Source organism: Pseudomonas sp. GW822-FHT07A10 (genome assembly GCF_058798795.1).
Genome location: NZ_JBXAKV010000005.1, coordinates 114,113 through 129,105 on the forward strand (window position 1 = coordinate 114,113; position 14,993 = coordinate 129,105).

The following is a 14,993-nucleotide window of genomic DNA, read 5'->3' on the forward strand; positions in this document are numbered from 1 at the left end:
CGCTTATTTTTATGGTTCAAGGAGTGCTGGTGTGCAATTGTCGCCCTAACTGACCGATTAACCAGGACACGCTATCAGCATTGCTGAGTTGCACAGCCAGTCTGGTCGTTGAGTCCCTCATGAAGCGCTTGCGGGCATCGTCCAGAGTCTGTTCACCCGTTAATTTCAAAACATGTTCCAGCATCCGATCAGTATTGTCATAAGTAGTACTGCCAAAATCTTCCCATAGCCCGGAATCAGCATTCTCGAGCTTGAACAGCTGATTCAAGGGTGACTTGCTCGATAAGGCGGTCCGCTGAACGTCAGTCAGTGCTTTTTTAAGGTCTCTGGCCCGGGAGCTCGATGTTTCTATCAAGTCGGCAAAAGGTCTGGAGGCGTCGAGATAACCAAGGTCTTCTGTGTCGCACACAATGTGCGACAGTTCGTGGATCAAGGTGGAGGCACGGGCATGAGGCCGGATGGGGAAGGATGCATCGGACATGTAATTGCGGTAATGGTCGAAATACGGGAGAAAGAATTTCTCTGCCAGATAGACTTTGCGCTTGCGGTCCGAAGGAATCGTGAAGGCAAAGGTGGTTTCCCTGCCTTCATGGACGCTTCCGACCACAAACCGCTCGGACCTGGCTTCCCTGAGTGTGGGATCCAGCAAAGCACCAAAAATATCGCCGACGACTTTTTCGAGCATCGTCATATGCTCGGGTAGCACTGTCGGTACATCGAGAAACTCCATAATGAGCTGATGCACAGGAGTGACCTTGTTACCCGAGGTTCTGAGTAGTTGCAGGTTGCGAAAAGCGTTCCAGGCATACGTGGTCGCCTGGTCAAGACTTTCGTCGATCAATCGAGCCCTGACGGGAAACAGCATGCGGATTTCTGCCATCCCATCGGCTTCGACATTCATGCCTTCCCTTACAGCAAGAGCGGTCTCCAATCGGTTGAGCATGCTGTAGCGCGGAGCCAGCGCTTTCAAATCAAGCACCCATTGTTTGGAGGTGTTCAGGCGAAGATTGGGACCATGGGCATCGTCGCCGCCGATGCACCAACGCGCGCCCCGTTTTTCGAGTGGATACACTTTGCCTTCAACCGGGGCATAGTGTTTTTTTGTCGTCGGATGGGTGTAAAGCCCAAGCGTCGGGTTCGGCGTCAATGAGCCCAGATCGACATCGGGACTCTCATAGCGCTGCAAGTGAGTGCGTTCGGGAGCGGTAATGTCGACATCTTTCCATTTGAACCGGGTGTCGGGTGCTGCGGGTGTCGGCTCAGTCACGGACAAGGATGAGGGCGTCTGGTTTTCCATCGATTGACGCAAGGTGGCGAGTTGCGCAATACCGCTGATGAACGCCTTTATCGCGGGCCCCCACTTGTGCGTTTGCAGGTCTTCGGCAGACTGCTTGATGTCCCGGTAACTGCGCCATACCGTGATCGGATAAGCGAGTTTGCCCATGAAAAACGTAAAAGCCTGATGCAAGTCCTCACCCAATACATGCTTGATGGTTGCCCATTCGCCCTGAGCATGGTTGTCCGACTGACACCCCAGTAAACGAGCGAGTAATGCGGCGTTGTCGTTGAATAAGTGCCTGAACAGGTTTCCCTTGATCGGACTGGACGCCAGGGTGACTTCGTTGAGGCGATGACTGGTGTGCGCCATCCGGTTTTCCACCAGGATCCGATCAGGCTGCGGCAGATTCTTGAGTACCCAGTGATGCAGCGCGCCCCGGGTCTTCATTTCGGTCACCAGTTGTTGTTCATTGTCATATTCTTTCACCCCATGCCGAGGACTATAGGGCGCTATAAGCACCTGTGGTCCTGCGCTGTCCGACGTTGAACCGATCAAATAGAGGCTTGGCACTTTGATGGTCTGGCCACTCTTGATACCGATGAACTCAAGTGGGCGGATGATCGCATTTGCACCGTCGACTGCGGCACGGGCGATGGCGTCGGGCATGTCCATGACTTGCCGGATCAGATCAAACCCGGTCTCGCTCAGGCGCTCCTGCAGTTTTTCCGAATGGGCGTAGTGCATCAATTGCCAGGGCAATTGCGTGGCGAACCGCTTTCTGCGATCCACCGCGCTGATGTGTGTATCGGCAAACTCTGTGTTCAATATCACTTGCTGATGCTCGCCCAGCTTCAGGTTACGTATCAGGTCTTTGATGTAACTCTGGTCCATGTCGTCAGGAATGGTGGTGGCATTAAGCGACACCAGCTTGAAGGCGGCTTGTTCCAGATCCTTAATGTGGGTCAGCGCAAACTCTGTCAGGGTTTGTATCACTGGCCCAGATGTCGGACGTGGTCTGATGTGTATCTCCACATTGTCTGGGTCAATGTCGAAGGCGTCTGCCTTGAGTTGCTTCTGCAATTCATGGTGTGCCGTGCGCGCCAACGTGCGAACGCCGCTCAGGTAGTCCTTGTCGTCGGTGGTGTTATTCAGATATTGCTGAAGCAGTTCTCCGTGCAGCATCTGGTCTGCGATAGAGGCCTTTGCCAGCCATGCCGGAAGCATTTGCTGGGTTGTCAGGGACCGGGCGATGTCCGTTGCACGTTGTAACCCTGTCTTCGGTTCACGCAGTGCCACCAGGTTCAGCAACCTGGATAGGTTCGTAACGCAAAGCGGTGTCTTCAGCGCATCCTCGATGGACGTCAGGTCGAGGTGGACATTGGGCCTTTGTACATGATCGAAGAAATTGCCGTGTACCCGCTGCAGAGGTGCCAGGTTCACTATCTGCCTGGGCAATCGCTGGTCGCGTCCGAGGTTTTCCAGCAGCGTGCTACGTTCATCTTGGTCTTGCAGGCGTCTTTCTAGTTCGGTCAGCAAGGGTTTGAGTGACGGGAATGCTTCGAAGCCAAGCGCCGGGGTCCATACAATGGCCTTGCCCGAATGTATCGGGTCCAGTCCGCCTCGTTCAGTCAGCACAAAACAACTGGCCAGTTTCAATAAGTCGGCGGAGTCGTCCACCTTGAGCGCCAGAGAAAACACGTCGGGCAGAAAACCGTTAAGTGCAGTGCGTTGCAGGTGCACCGGGGCATCGAGCACCGTTTTGATGATCGCCTGTTCCGTTGCACCTAACGTATGGGCGACGGTTCGCAGTTTGAGTTCGCTGCGCAGTGCCGTTGACAGGGTATGGGTGAAGCTCGATTGCAAGCCTTCCAGCGATGAACCGACAATACGTTGCGCTTCAGCGACCGTACGGGTTAGGGCGGGAATGGCGGGGTGGTTTTCAAGGCGTTGTTCGAGCGCCTGTTCGACCGTGGAGAGCAGGCTCAGCTGTTCTTTGGCCGACTCGGCGCGCACGGTGGCCGGTTGCGCGCTCCAGCGCTGGTCTGCTTGGGTGCTCCAGCGCCCGGCAGTGTCGGGGACCAGCAGCCGATCGTCGATCAGGCCTCGAACATCCAGCGCCTTGTCGAGCAGGGCGTGGAGGTTGAGCGTGCCTTCGCTTTCACGGTACCGGCTCAAGGCGTAGCTCAGGTTTTGCGATTGTTTGGCAAGCACGTCCGCCATCAGTTGTTCAAACACCGGACCGACAATCGGTTCACCGATAAGCATTGTGTCATGGGGTTTCAGGTCAAGAAACGTGCCGCGCTCATCCAGCGACATGAAATTGAGCAGCGTGTCTTCATGACCTTCGCTTTTCAGCATGCGCAACACGATGCTCTTGATGGCGGGCAGGTCGCTCGTGGCTTCGATGCCTCGGGATTGGGTGTACAAAAAACCGAGCGTATCGTCACCGCCAATCATCAAGGTCGAGGCCAGTTCCGCATAGTGCTTATAGGGGGCGGTGACGCGCACTTTTTCAATACGCAGAGACGCGCCCGGGGTGGGCATGAGGCTGATGTTCATAAGGCGCAGGTATTGCTGCACGGACAAAACACCTTGCTGGCATCTGAGCAACAGATTCACGTGATAGGTGTCGCGCATGCACTCGGTTAAAAACTCAGCACGAGATTGTCCGCCATTCATGGGCATGTTCCAGAACGTCTGGAGCAGGCTTTGCAGGTGTGGTGTAAAACTTTGCGCGATTTCCGTGATCGCACTTTCCCATACCTGGTTATCGGCGTCGCTGCTCACGCCGTGTCGGGGGTGGGAAAAAATCCGGTAGTCGCCAACGGGCCATTGATTGGTCAGGTAGTACTGCAGGAGGGCGGTGCCCAGCGGTAGCGCGGACATCTTGTGGCTATATTCGGTATTGTCGAAGGCGGAAACGGTGTTGATAAAGCTCTCCAGTCGCGTGTGGCGTTGGTCCAATTCGGGGAAGGACCTGGCCAAGGCAATCTTGAGGGTTTCATCGAGCATCGCCTGCAGGGTCGGAGTCTTTATCAGCTCGCCCATCATTACCTGGATGTTGTGGGCCCCATTGCGTTCGAGGACAGCCTCCTGATCCTGAAATACCGCCCCTTCGATGGCTTGTAGGGTGATGTCTGGCGTGGCGGCTGCCAGCACAGCGGTGCGTTGTTCGATTGAGAGGTGGCGCAGTAATTCTCGCTTTCCGGTGTCCTGCACCAGCCACTCCTTGAGTTTGCTTTTCACGTCGTCCATGTCGGCGAATTTGATCAGACCTTTCCAGGGTGTGTAGAGCGTTACCTCGCCGTCATTGGGCCGGCTTATTGCGAAGGCTCCGGCCAGTGGAATATCGGCCGCACCGGTTTGGCTTAGAAGCAATCGGTCGACGTGCATAGGTTTGCTGTGTGTCTTGCGCGCTACTTGGGTCGGGAGGTAAACGCCCTTTAACCATTTCAGGTCATCAAGGGTGAAGTTCAGCGCTTTCTCGCGATCACCGGGTTGTTTGGCATTGGATGCACGTTCTGCCTCGTCGAAAAAATACGGCAGTGCTGGAGCAGTCATGATTTTTCCTCGATGGGCTGCGATCGATGGCGATCGCAGGTCGTTGGGTCGAGGGAAAACAGTAGGGCCAATGAAAAGCCCGGGTGCGGTACATATTGCTTGAGCTTATCCTTTGTCGCAGGCTTGACAGGACGCCGGTAAAACAGCGCTTAATCGACGACTTTTTTCGGTTGTCCTGCAACCTCGCTTGACCTGTTGCCCATACCCAATAATAAAACCGGAGCTTCAGATGACTGCATCGCCTGAAATGGCCGTCAACTCGAACACACAAAACCTCGATTTCGAAGCGCTCGTTCAATTGCTCGAACAGATTTTCCTGCGCCATGGCACCTCAGCCGATGTGGCCAGAACCCTGGCCCTCAACTGCGCCAGCGCCGAACGTGACGGGGCTCACAGTCACGGTGTGTTCCGGATTCCCGGTTATGTGTCGACGCTGCAAAGCGGCTGGGTCAATGGCCAGGCCGTGCCGGTGGTCGAGGACGTGGCCTCGGGTTTTGTCCGGGTTGACGCCGGCAATGGATTTGCCCAACCGGCCCTCGCGGCGGCGCGGCCCTTGCTGGTGGAAAAAGCCCGCAGTGCCGGCATTGCGGTGTTGGCGATCCGCAATTCCCATCACTTCGCAGCCTTGTGGCCGGACGTCGAGCCGTTTGCCGATGAAGGATTGGTGGCGCTGAGCGTGGTCAACAGCATGACCTGCGTGGTGCCGCACGGTGCCGATCGTCCGCTGTTCGGCACCAACCCGATTGCCTTCGCCGCGCCCAGGGCCGGCGGTGCGCCGATTGTCTTCGACTTGGCGACCAGCGCCATCGCCCATGGCGACGTACAGATCGCCGCGCGTAAAGGCGAACGCTTGCCAGCGGGCATGGGTGTGGACAGCCTCGGCCAGCCGACTCAGGACCCGAAAGCCATTCTCGAAGGTGGCGCGTTGCTGCCGTTTGGCGGGCACAAGGGCTCGGCGCTGTCGATGATGGTGGAGTTGTTGGCGGCGGCGTTGACGGGTGGCAACTTTTCTTTCGAGTTCGACTGGTCGAACCATCCGGGAGCCAAAACCCCCTGGACCGGGCAACTGCTGATCGTGATCGATCCGAGCAAAGCGGCGGGGCAGAATTTTGCCGAACGCAGTCAGGAACTGGTCCGGCAAATGCATGGTGTGGGGCTCAAGCGTTTACCGGGTGATCGGCGTCACCTGCAACGCGCCAAAGCCAATGTTGAAGGCATTGCGCTCGATCCACAGACGCTGGCGAATCTGCGGGAACTGGCCGGGCTTTGAGCCCGATCCCACAGGTTTCGCAGTGGTCAATGGTTTAACGCCGACCCAACAACAGACCAACCACCAGGCCGAAGCCCGCAGAAATGGCCACGGTTTGCCATGGATGACCGCCGATGTAGGTTTCGGTGGCGTCGACTGCGGGTTGGGTTCGATCGCGGACGCTGGAAACTGAGCTTCGGGCTTGCTGGAGTTTCTGGGCGATTTGTCCACGTAGGGTGTCCGCTTCCTCGCCGACCAGTGAAGCACTGCTTTTCAGCAGTTTTTCCGATTCTTCGATCAGGGCCTGAAGTTCGCTGAAGACCTGATCCTTGATTTGATCCTCGGCGATTTGATCGGTGTATTTGCGGGCCATTGGTGTACTCCTTACAGATGAATGGACAGTGAGCAATGGAGTCTGCGGCGATTGAAAAAGTTGCAGCAATTTTGCGCGGTGGCGTAACCCTGAAGAAAAATCCAGCGCAGGACATTTCTTCCTACAGTGTAAGATGTCGCCTATTTTACGCAGCAGGTAATTCCCCATGAGCTTCAATCTGGCCGACAAACCCCTCGCCGAGCGCGCGGCGCTTGAAGATGAAAAATCCCGTCTGTTCGAACTCTGGCAAAACAACCTGGGCAAAGCCAAGGGCGAAGCCGCACGGTTGTTCGGTGAGCGCGCCAAGCGCAAAGGCAAATGGGCGGAATGGGTACGCTCCGAACTCGACGGCATGTCGCCGCCGGAATTCGCGAACATGGTGCGCAGTGAAGTCAATCGCTTGATGGCCGCTAAATAAACGCCCCGGAAAAAATCTCGGCAATCGCTTCACGTACTTTCAACACCACCGGATCGAGCTGCGTGCTGGTACGCCAGCCCAGCTCGATCGGGTAACGCGGCAGTGCCAAAGGGCAGGGCAGCAGTGCCAATCCGCTGAGCGCGGCGATACTTTGCGCCGCATGGGCCGGAATGGTCGCCACTGCCTGACTGCCCTTGAGCAGATAGGGCAGTGCGGCAAAGTGGGTGGTCGATGCGCATACCCGCCGACTCAATCCCAGCGCAGCCAGACCTTCATCGGTAATCCCGATAAAACCACCCGAGGACACCAGAATGTGTTCGCGGGTGACGAATTCTTCAAGACTGAGACTCTGTTGTCCCTCGGCCAGACTGAGGGGATCCACCAGGCACAGATAACCCCCTTCACCCAGCACCTGGCGGCTGAGCAAACGCTCGGCAAACCCGCCTGCGGTGATCGCCAGATCGATGCTGCGTTCCATCAAGGCCCGGGCGACGATCTGGCTGTGGGTCTGGCGAAAGATCAGGCGCAGTTTCGGCGCACGGTGAGCGATTTCCTCGATCAATCGTCGCCCGTAGGCGATTTCGAAATCATCCGACAAACCCACGGTCACTGAGCGCCCGTCGTATTGATGGGCCGCCGGATCAACCATCGCCAGGCTCTGGCGGCATTTGTTCAGCGCATCGCTGACCACCGGTTTGAGCTGGTTGGCCTTGAGCGTCGGCGCAAGACCTCGGCCAGTGCGCACGAACAACTGATCGCCATACACCTCGCGCAACCGGCGCAATGCCGCGCTGACCGCCGATTGCGTCACGCCAAGGCGTAGCGCGGCGCGGCTGGCGCTGGACTCCTCGTGCAGCGCTTCGAAGACTTTGAGTAAGTTGAGATCGACGGTGGCGATATTCATTTGGCTCATATCATTCAGCAGTGAGTCGGGCTTTATTCATGATCCTGTGGCGCCGGAGAATGAGCAACACCTCATTCCTGACGGAGCCACCGTAATGCCCAAGTCAATCGTTGCTGCCCTGCAAATCGGCGCCTTGCCCGGCGGCAAGGCCGACACCCTCGATCAAATCCTCTCTTGGGAAACCGCCATTATCGAATCCGGCGCGGCGCTGGTGGTCATGCCTGAGGCGTTGCTAGGTGGCTACCCCAAAGGCGAGAGCTTCGGCACGCAACTCGGCTATCGACTGCCGGAAGGTCGTGAAGCGTTTGCCCGGTATTTCGCCAACGCCATCGACGTGCCCGGTACCGAGACCGACGCCTTGGCCGGGTTGTCGGCCCGCACCGGGGCCAACCTGGTGATCGGTGTGATCGAACGCGCCGGCAGCACCTTGTACTGCACCGCGTTGTATTTCGATCCGCAGGCCGGGCTGGTGGGCAAGCACCGCAAATTGATGCCCACCGGCACCGAGCGACTGATCTGGGGCAAGGGCGACGGCTCGACCTTGCCGGTGATCGACAGCCAGGTCGGGCGGATCGGCGCGGTGGTGTGCTGGGAAAACATGATGCCGTTGCTGCGCACCGCGATGTACGCCAAGGGCGTGGAGGTCTGGTGCGCGCCGACTGTGGACGAGCGCGAGATGTGGCAGGTCAGCATGCGTCACATTGCCCATGAAGGACGCTGCTTTGTGGTCAGTGCCTGTCAGGTTCAGGACTCGCCACAAGCCTTGGGCGTGGACGTTGCCAACTGGCCGGCGGAGCGCCCGTTGATTGCCGGCGGCAGCGTGATTGTCGGGCCGATGGGCGACATTCTCGCTGGGCCGCTGCGTGGCGAGGCGGGATTGCTGACCGCCGAAATCGACACCGATGACCTGATCCGCGCCCGGTACGACTACGACGTGGTCGGGCACTATGCGCGCCCGGACGTGTTTGAGTTGACGGTGGATGAGCGAGCCAAACCGGGTGTTCGGTTCAACACATAATCCGTCGGGGGGTGTGATTGTCGTCTAGTCTCCAGACGTTCACACCCCCGTCAACGGATGGACTCGCCATGAGTTTGTTACTCGGCCCGATTCTGCAGTTTCGTGGCATCAATAATAATATCTACAACGTGTCTGCCTTGGTGGTTTCACCCTTGGGTGAGCCACCTCCCACGGTAAAAGTGCCCAAGGGTGTGACTGCCGACACACCCTTGGCCATCGCCGATATCCCGCTGCTCAACCCTAATTCCCGCGTCTGGCGCATCGATTTCAAAGTGGCGCAGGATCAGGCCGTTGCCACCAGTTACACGGTCACCGTAGACGGTGCGCAGGCCAACTTCGTCGTTCCGGCCAAGGGCCAGTCGCCGCGCATTGCCTATGTATCGTGCAACGGTTTCTCCGACCCCAAGGAAATGGAGAAGGTAGACCGGAACAACGAGCGTTGGGAGCACATGTGGGGCGCTCACCAAGGCGAGCCCTACCATCTGCTGTTGATGGGCGGCGATCAGGTTTACAGCGACGACATGCGCAGCAGTGTGCCGTCGATGAAAGCATGGTTCGCCAAACCCTTCGCCGACCGTCAAAAGGCCGCTTACAGCAAGGTGATCGAAGCCGATCTGGACAAGTTTTTCACCAGGCTCTACCTGGAATGCTGGAAACAGCCCGAGATGGCCAAGGTGTTCGGCGCCATTCCGACGGTGATGATGTGGGATGACCATGACATCATCGATGGCTGGGGTTCCTACGATGAGATATTGCATTCGAGCCCGGTGTTCCAGGGGTTATTTGCCACAGCCAAACGCTATTTCAGGATTTTCCAGCAGCAACTGATCCAGACGCATCCTCACCTCAAACCGTCCGCTGATACCCATCCGTGTGCGATTCCCGGCACTGCTGATGGCTTTCACCTGGGGTTCACCGGCCTGGGCGAGTTGGCCTTGCTGGTTCCCGATTTACGCAGCGAACGCGCGCCGGACTTGACCACCCCGCAGGCCCAACAAACCCGGGTCATTTCCCCGGTCAGTTGGGATGCGATTTATGCCTGGCTGGACAAGGTCAAGGCGCACAAGCACTTGTTGCTGATGTCGAGTATTCCGGTGGGCTACCTTGATTTGCAGGCGGCCGAAAAGGCGCTGGACGTGATGGTGGGGCAACAGGAGCTCGAGGACGATTTACGCGACCACTGGCGAAGCCTGCCGCACCGCAGTGAACGCAGGCGCTTGATCATGCGGCTGCTGGATTTCGCCAAAGCCCAATCATGCAAGGTCACGCTGGTGTCTGGCGACGTTCATGTGGCCGGGGCCTGTGTGATCGAATCGAAATTGCCCCGGCATGGCAGCGATGGTGCGGGGAAAATCTACCAATTGATTTCCACCGGCGTCGTGCATCCTGCGCCGCCAGTGTTGGCGGTGCACTTTCTGGAGTCCATCGGTGCGAACCAGGAACAGATCGACTATGGCATCACCGGAACCATGTTGCCCGTCGGCGCAAGGGGCCGCTACCTGATCGCCGCTCGAAACTGGCTGGCGATAGAACCTGACGAAGGCGGCAACGGCAAGACCCGACTGTGGGCCAATTGGCACGTAGAAGGTCTGAAGCATAGTGTGACGCAGGTGATCGACCCCGTTACATAGCGTGCTGCGGTTCACTTAAGCGATTTCAGCCGCGACGCATTCCTTGTAGCAGCTGCCGAGCTCGCGAGGCTGCGTTCGGCTGCGCAGCAGTCGTCAAATAAGACAATGCGGTGCATCAGATACACCACGGCAGCCGGACTCACGACTGCTTCGCAGCCGAACGCAGCCTCGCAGGCTCGACAGCTGCTACAGATCGCATTACGGCGTAAGTGAACAGAATTACGTTACTAGCGCGTTACCAGGTGCCGGAGATCGAGCCCGGCAGGCTGAGCTTGCCGCTATCGACAAAACGCATGGTGCCGAACGCACCTCCGGCCAGTTTGCCGCGCAGTACGTAAGGCAGATTGTCCAGTGTCTGCGTCTGACTCAGCCCGAGGGTCTGACGCAGCACAGAGAAGGCCGAAACGCTCACCGGCACCACGATCACTGCTTCGGAGAATCGTGGGATCGAGCCCGACTGGTCGCTGACGCCGGAAGCTAGCGGCTGGCCATTAACCTCCAGGTCCAGCGCCACGCCGTTGTAGGCGATTGCGGTTTCATTGGGGTTTTGCACGCGCAGTTTTACTGCGAAGCGCACTTCCAGCTCCTGGCTTTGCAGCGGCTCGATACCGACCACGTTGATGTGCAGCGGGTCGCGACTGGGGAACAGGGCGCAGGCGCTCAGGGAGAGCAATAGAAGGGATAGGGACAGGGCTAGCAATCTGCGCATGAACATATTCTCGTAAAGAAAAGGCCGAACCGCTCAAAGCTCGGCCTTCGAGCATTACGGACGGTTCAACTGTGCGACAGCCACAGGTGACGCGGGTTCACCCTTGGCCGCAACATCCGGGTTCTGCATCACCTGAAGCACCGAGGCTTCCGGGTCGAACTCGTCTTCTTCCAGCTCGATGAACTCTTCGGGCAGGAAGATATTCAGCACGATAGCGCACAACGCACCGACAGTGATCGGCGATTCGAAGATGTTGTGTAGCGCCTTCGGCAGCTCGCGCAACACTTCAGGCACCGCCGCGACACCCAGGCCCATGCCGAGGGAAATCGCCACGATCAGCATGTTGCGCCGATGCAGGCCGGCCTCGGCGAGGATCTTGATCCCGGCCACGGCCACAGTGCCGAACATCACCAGTTCGGCACCGCCGAGCACCGGTTTCGGCATCAATTGCAGCACGGCGCCGATCATCGGGAACAAGCCCAGCAGCACCAACAGACCGGCAATGAAAAACGCCACATAACGGCTGGCCACGCCAGTGAGCTGAATCACCCCGTTGTTCTGGGCGAAGGTCACCATCGGCATGCTGTTGAACACCGCCGCCATGGCTGAGTTGAGGCCATCGGCCAGCAGCCCGGATTTGATCCGACGGATATAGACCGGGCCTTTGACCGGCTGCCGGGAAATCATCGAGTTGGCCGTCAGGTCACCGGCGGCTTCCAGGGGCGACACCAGGAAAATCACCGCCACCGGCACGAACGCGACCCAATCGAAGGAGAAGCCGTACTTGAACGGCACAGGCACGCTCATCAGCGGCACGGCGGGCAGGCTGGCGAAATCGACCTGGCCCATGAACCATGCGACTGCATAGCCGAGGGCGAGGCCGATGACGATCGCCCCCAGGCGCAGGAATGGTACGTCCACCCGGTTCAACACCACGATGGTCCCCAGCACCAATGCCGCCAGAGCCAGGTGGCTGGCCGCGCCGAGATCCGTCGCGCCGAAACCGCCGGCGATGTCGGTCATGGCAACCTTGATCAGCGACAGACCCATGAGGGTGATGATGGTGCCGGTCACCACCGGGGTGATCAGCATCCGCAGCTTGCCGATGAACTGGCTCAACACCACTTCGATGAACGCGGCGAAAAAGCACACACCGAAAATCGTCGACAGGATTTCATCGGTGCCGCCGCCTCGCGCCTTGACCATGAACCCGGCGCTGAGGATCACGCTGATGAACGAAAAACTGGTGCCTTGCAGGCACAACAGGCCGGAGCCGACCGGGCCGAACCGCCGCGCCTGCACAAACGTGCCCAGCCCCGAAACGAACAGCGCCATGCTGATCAGATAAGGCACTTCACTTTGCAGGCCCAAGGCACTGCCCATGATCAGCGTCGGGGTGATGATGCCGACGAAACTCGCCAGTACGTGTTGCAGGGCGGCGAAGACCGTGGCGGTCAGGTGAGGGCGGTCGTCGAGGCCGTAAATCAGATCGTTGTGGCGTTGGGAAGCGGTTTGTTCAGCTGCGGTCATGGTCAGGTGCGTGCCAGAAGGCGGGCCGGTCAGAAAAGGGAGCGCAGGATGCCAGAACGGTCTGGCCACGGCAAAAGCAAGGTCAAATGATTGCAGCCTTCGGCAGCTGCGCGATGAAAGTATTGTAGGAGCGAGGCTTGCCCGCGAAGAATGCGCCGCGGTTTTTCAGGTATTACGCGTCATCGTTCTTCGCGGGCAAGCCCACTTGCTCTTCAAGCAAACGCCGCAAGCAGATCCTCTTCAAACGCCTTTTGCGCATCCCCCGGCACCTGTGCGCGATGGCGCGCCAGGTGGAACGCTACCTCGAAGCTCATATCACCCTGACGCACGGCACGCAGTAACCCTTTGTCTTCCCAGCTCCGGGCGAAGTGATCGGGCAAGTAACCCACGTGCTTGCCGGACAGAATGAAGGCGAGGGTGCCTTCGACCTGCTCGGATCGCGCTGAACAGAGCTTCCCCTGAAACGGCTCATCGCTGCGCAGGAAACGATAGGGGTGATCAACCCGGTCGCAGGTCTGGAGCGCTTGATCGTCAGGTGCGTCATCGGTGAACAGCGGATGCCCGGAGGCGCAGTACAGGTGTTGGGTTTCGGTGAACAGTTCACGGTAGTCAAAAGCACGCTGCGCCTGTGAGAAATAGCCGATCGCCAGGTCCAGCCGTTGTTGCAGCAACAGCCGCTCCATTTCGCCGGGCATGGCGCTGATCAACTCGATGCGCACCGATTCGTCCCGATCGCGAAAGCGTCGGATCGCCTCGGCCACCCGTTGCAGCACCGACTGATCAAGCGCTTCGGACAAACCCAGGCGCACTTCGCCAATCAAACGTCCGGCCACACCGTTGGATTGATGGCGGAACGCTTCAATGGATTCGAACAAGGCACGGGTGGCAACGAGCAACTGTTCGCCCTTGGGCGTGATCTTGAACCCGCCCTTGCCGCGACTGCACAGGCGATAACCGAGTCGGGTTTCGAGCTTGGCCATCTGCTGGCTGATGCTCGACTGACTCAACCCCAAGTCACCCTGGGCCGCGCTGAAGCCTCCGCATTCCACCACGCTGACAAACAGGCGCAGCAGGTGCAGGTCCAGATCATGCAGTTGACCGAGCATCAAACATTACTCCGCTATAAAGTCAGGATAACTAACTTGGTATTTTTCCAATGTAATCGACGAAGCATCCTGCAACCACTTCCTCCGGTCAGGTGTTCGTCATGGCTCCGCTCTTCAAGCTGTGTTTACCCGCGCTGTTCCTCGCCATGGCCGTGCCGGCCCAGGCTGAAGAAAAAGTCCTCAATCTCTACAGTTGGGCCGATTACGTCGCGCCCGAGACCTTGCAGCGGTTCGAAAAGGAAACCGGCATCCACGTGCGCTACGACACGTTCGATACGCCGGAAGTGCTGGAAACCAAACTGCTCACCGGCGGCAGCGGTTACGACGTGGTGGTGCCGTCGTCCAGCGTCCTGGCGCGCGGCCTGGCGGCGGGAGCGCTGAAGGAAATTCCTCACGATGGCCTCAAGGGATACGCCAACCTCGACCCGGACATGCTGGAAAAACTGGCGGCGGTCGATCCCGGCAATCGGTATGGCGTGCCTTACACCTGGGGCACGCTCGGGCTAGGGATGAATGTTGAAGCGGTAAAACAACGCTTGCCCAACGTACCGCTCAACAGCCTGGACCTGCTGTTCAAGCCCGAATACGCCAGCAAACTGAAAGACTGCGGCATCGCGATTCTCGATTCGCCGCAAGAGGTGATTGGCCTGGCGCTGCATTATTTGGGTAAAGATCCCTACAGCACCGACAAGGCTGATCTGACAGCCGCCGACGCCCTGTTGCGTCAGCTACAGCCGTCGGTGCTGTACGTCGCCACCGGGCGGCAGATCAATGATCTGGCCAATGGCAGCGTTTGCCTGGCACTGACCTACAACGGCGACGCGAGCATGGCCGCCGATCAGGCGCGCAAGGCCAATAAACCGTTCGAGGTGGCTTACCGCATTCCACGTGAAGGCACACTGGTATGGCAGGACAACCTGGCAATTCCCAAGGACGCGCCGCACCCCGAAGCCGCCCGAGCCTTCATCGAGTTCATGTTGCGCCCCGAATCCGTTGCCGCACTGACCAATACGCTGTTCTTCGCCACGGCCAATCAGGCGGCGACGCCCCTGGTGGATGAGGCGGTGCGCAGCGATCCCGACATCTACCCGCAGGCCGAGGTGCGTGAGCGGCTGTATGCCGACCGCAGCATGAGCCTCAAGGACATGCGTCAGCGCACCCGCCTGTGGACCACTTTCCGTAGCCGCCAATAAGCCAACAATAAGGAACACACCC

11 protein-coding genes are annotated in these 14,993 nt (G+C 58.6%); 5 read left to right on the forward strand and 6 right to left on the reverse strand.

The genetic code is table 11. The annotated features are described in order from the left end of the window. Nucleotides 1-16: 16 nt before the first annotated feature. On the reverse strand, nt 17-4,840 hold the full coding sequence (locus tag AC1RL4_RS10730) for a M35 family metallopeptidase (protein ID WP_230172595.1): 4,824 nt from the start codon (nt 4,838-4,840) through the stop codon (nt 17-19). 229 nt (nt 4,841-5,069) lie between these two features. Between AC1RL4_RS10730 and AC1RL4_RS10735 the strand changes: the two genes are divergently transcribed. Beyond that, on the forward strand, nt 5,070-6,110 hold the full coding sequence (locus AC1RL4_RS10735) for an Ldh family oxidoreductase (RefSeq protein WP_230172596.1): 1,041 nt from the start codon (nt 5,070-5,072) through the stop codon (nt 6,108-6,110). 34 nt (nt 6,111-6,144) lie between these two features. Here the strand turns inward: AC1RL4_RS10735 and AC1RL4_RS10740 are convergent, their stop codons facing one another. Further along, a complete protein-coding gene (locus tag AC1RL4_RS10740) occupies nt 6,145-6,462 on the reverse strand; it encodes an ElaB/YgaM/YqjD family protein (RefSeq protein ID WP_019579237.1) in 318 nt (105 codons plus the stop codon). A 166-nt stretch (nt 6,463-6,628) separates the two neighbouring features. On the opposite strand from AC1RL4_RS10740, the gene AC1RL4_RS10745 reads away from it, so the two are divergent. After that, nucleotides 6,629-6,880, forward strand: coding sequence for a hypothetical protein (locus tag AC1RL4_RS10745; RefSeq protein ID WP_007937833.1), 252 nt, complete (start codon nt 6,629-6,631; stop codon nt 6,878-6,880). Here AC1RL4_RS10745 and AC1RL4_RS10750 read toward each other — a convergent pair. Further along, entirely contained in the window at nt 6,873-7,793 is a 921-nt protein-coding gene (locus tag AC1RL4_RS10750; protein WP_096480135.1) for a LysR family transcriptional regulator, read from the reverse strand. The two genes, AC1RL4_RS10745 and AC1RL4_RS10750, sit on opposite strands and share 8 nt — an antisense overlap. An 85-nt stretch (nt 7,794-7,878) precedes the next feature. On the opposite strand from AC1RL4_RS10750, the gene AC1RL4_RS10755 reads away from it, so the two are divergent. Both AC1RL4_RS10755 and AC1RL4_RS10760 read left to right on the forward strand, forming a co-directional pair. Continuing rightward, the gene (locus AC1RL4_RS10755) at nt 7,879-8,802 is read left to right on the forward strand and encodes a carbon-nitrogen hydrolase family protein (RefSeq protein ID WP_019579235.1); all 924 of its coding nucleotides are present in this window, start codon (nt 7,879-7,881) and stop codon (nt 8,800-8,802) included. A 68-nt stretch (nt 8,803-8,870) separates the two neighbouring features. Beyond that, nucleotides 8,871-10,433 carry an alkaline phosphatase D family protein gene (locus tag AC1RL4_RS10760; RefSeq protein ID WP_019579234.1) on the forward strand — a complete coding sequence of 521 codons (1,563 nt, stop codon included), beginning with the start codon at nt 8,871-8,873 and terminating at the stop codon, nt 10,431-10,433. Nucleotides 10,434-10,668: 235 nt separating this feature from the next. Here AC1RL4_RS10760 and AC1RL4_RS10765 read toward each other — a convergent pair whose 3' ends face one another. From AC1RL4_RS10765 to AC1RL4_RS10775, 3 genes are all read right to left on the reverse strand, one after another. Continuing rightward, entirely contained in the window at nt 10,669-11,142 is a 474-nt protein-coding gene (locus AC1RL4_RS10765) for an LEA/WHy family protein (RefSeq protein ID WP_026331693.1), read from the reverse strand. A gap of 54 nt (nt 11,143-11,196) precedes the next feature. Then, nucleotides 11,197-12,672 carry a nucleobase:cation symporter-2 family protein gene (locus AC1RL4_RS10770; RefSeq protein WP_019579232.1) on the reverse strand — a complete coding sequence of 492 codons (1,476 nt, stop codon included), beginning with the start codon at nt 12,670-12,672 and terminating at the stop codon, nt 11,197-11,199. A 212-nt stretch (nt 12,673-12,884) separates the two neighbouring features. Then, a complete protein-coding gene (locus tag AC1RL4_RS10775) occupies nt 12,885-13,778 on the reverse strand; it encodes a LysR family transcriptional regulator (RefSeq protein WP_230172598.1) in 894 nt (297 codons plus the stop codon). A gap of 101 nt (nt 13,779-13,879) precedes the next feature. Between AC1RL4_RS10775 and AC1RL4_RS10780 the strand changes: the two genes are divergently transcribed. Continuing rightward, nucleotides 13,880-14,971: a polyamine ABC transporter substrate-binding protein gene (locus tag AC1RL4_RS10780; RefSeq protein ID WP_019579230.1), complete on the forward strand. Its 1,092-nt coding sequence runs from the start codon at nt 13,880-13,882 to the stop codon at nt 14,969-14,971. The last annotated feature ends 22 nt before the right edge of the window (nt 14,972-14,993 follow it).

What these genes read in the sequence shown, in the direction of transcription:
- AC1RL4_RS10730 (WP_230172595.1), bottom strand. Translation starts at nt 4,840, where the DNA reads ATGACTGCTCCAGCACTGCCGTATTTTTTCGACGAGGCAGAACGTGCA.
- AC1RL4_RS10735 (WP_230172596.1), top strand. Translation starts at nt 5,070, where the DNA reads ATGACTGCATCGCCTGAAATGGCCGTCAACTCGAACACACAAAACCTC.
- AC1RL4_RS10740 (WP_019579237.1), bottom strand. Translation starts at nt 6,462, where the DNA reads ATGGCCCGCAAATACACCGATCAAATCGCCGAGGATCAAATCAAGGAT.
- AC1RL4_RS10745 (WP_007937833.1), top strand. Translation starts at nt 6,629, where the DNA reads ATGAGCTTCAATCTGGCCGACAAACCCCTCGCCGAGCGCGCGGCGCTT.
- AC1RL4_RS10750 (WP_096480135.1), bottom strand. Translation starts at nt 7,793, where the DNA reads ATGAGCCAAATGAATATCGCCACCGTCGATCTCAACTTACTCAAAGTC.
- AC1RL4_RS10755 (WP_019579235.1), top strand. Translation starts at nt 7,879, where the DNA reads ATGCCCAAGTCAATCGTTGCTGCCCTGCAAATCGGCGCCTTGCCCGGC.
- AC1RL4_RS10760 (WP_019579234.1), top strand. Translation starts at nt 8,871, where the DNA reads ATGAGTTTGTTACTCGGCCCGATTCTGCAGTTTCGTGGCATCAATAAT.
- AC1RL4_RS10765 (WP_026331693.1), bottom strand. Translation starts at nt 11,142, where the DNA reads ATGCGCAGATTGCTAGCCCTGTCCCTATCCCTTCTATTGCTCTCCCTG.
- AC1RL4_RS10770 (WP_019579232.1), bottom strand. Translation starts at nt 12,672, where the DNA reads ATGACCGCAGCTGAACAAACCGCTTCCCAACGCCACAACGATCTGATT.
- AC1RL4_RS10775 (WP_230172598.1), bottom strand. Translation starts at nt 13,778, where the DNA reads ATGCTCGGTCAACTGCATGATCTGGACCTGCACCTGCTGCGCCTGTTT.
- AC1RL4_RS10780 (WP_019579230.1), top strand. Translation starts at nt 13,880, where the DNA reads ATGGCTCCGCTCTTCAAGCTGTGTTTACCCGCGCTGTTCCTCGCCATG.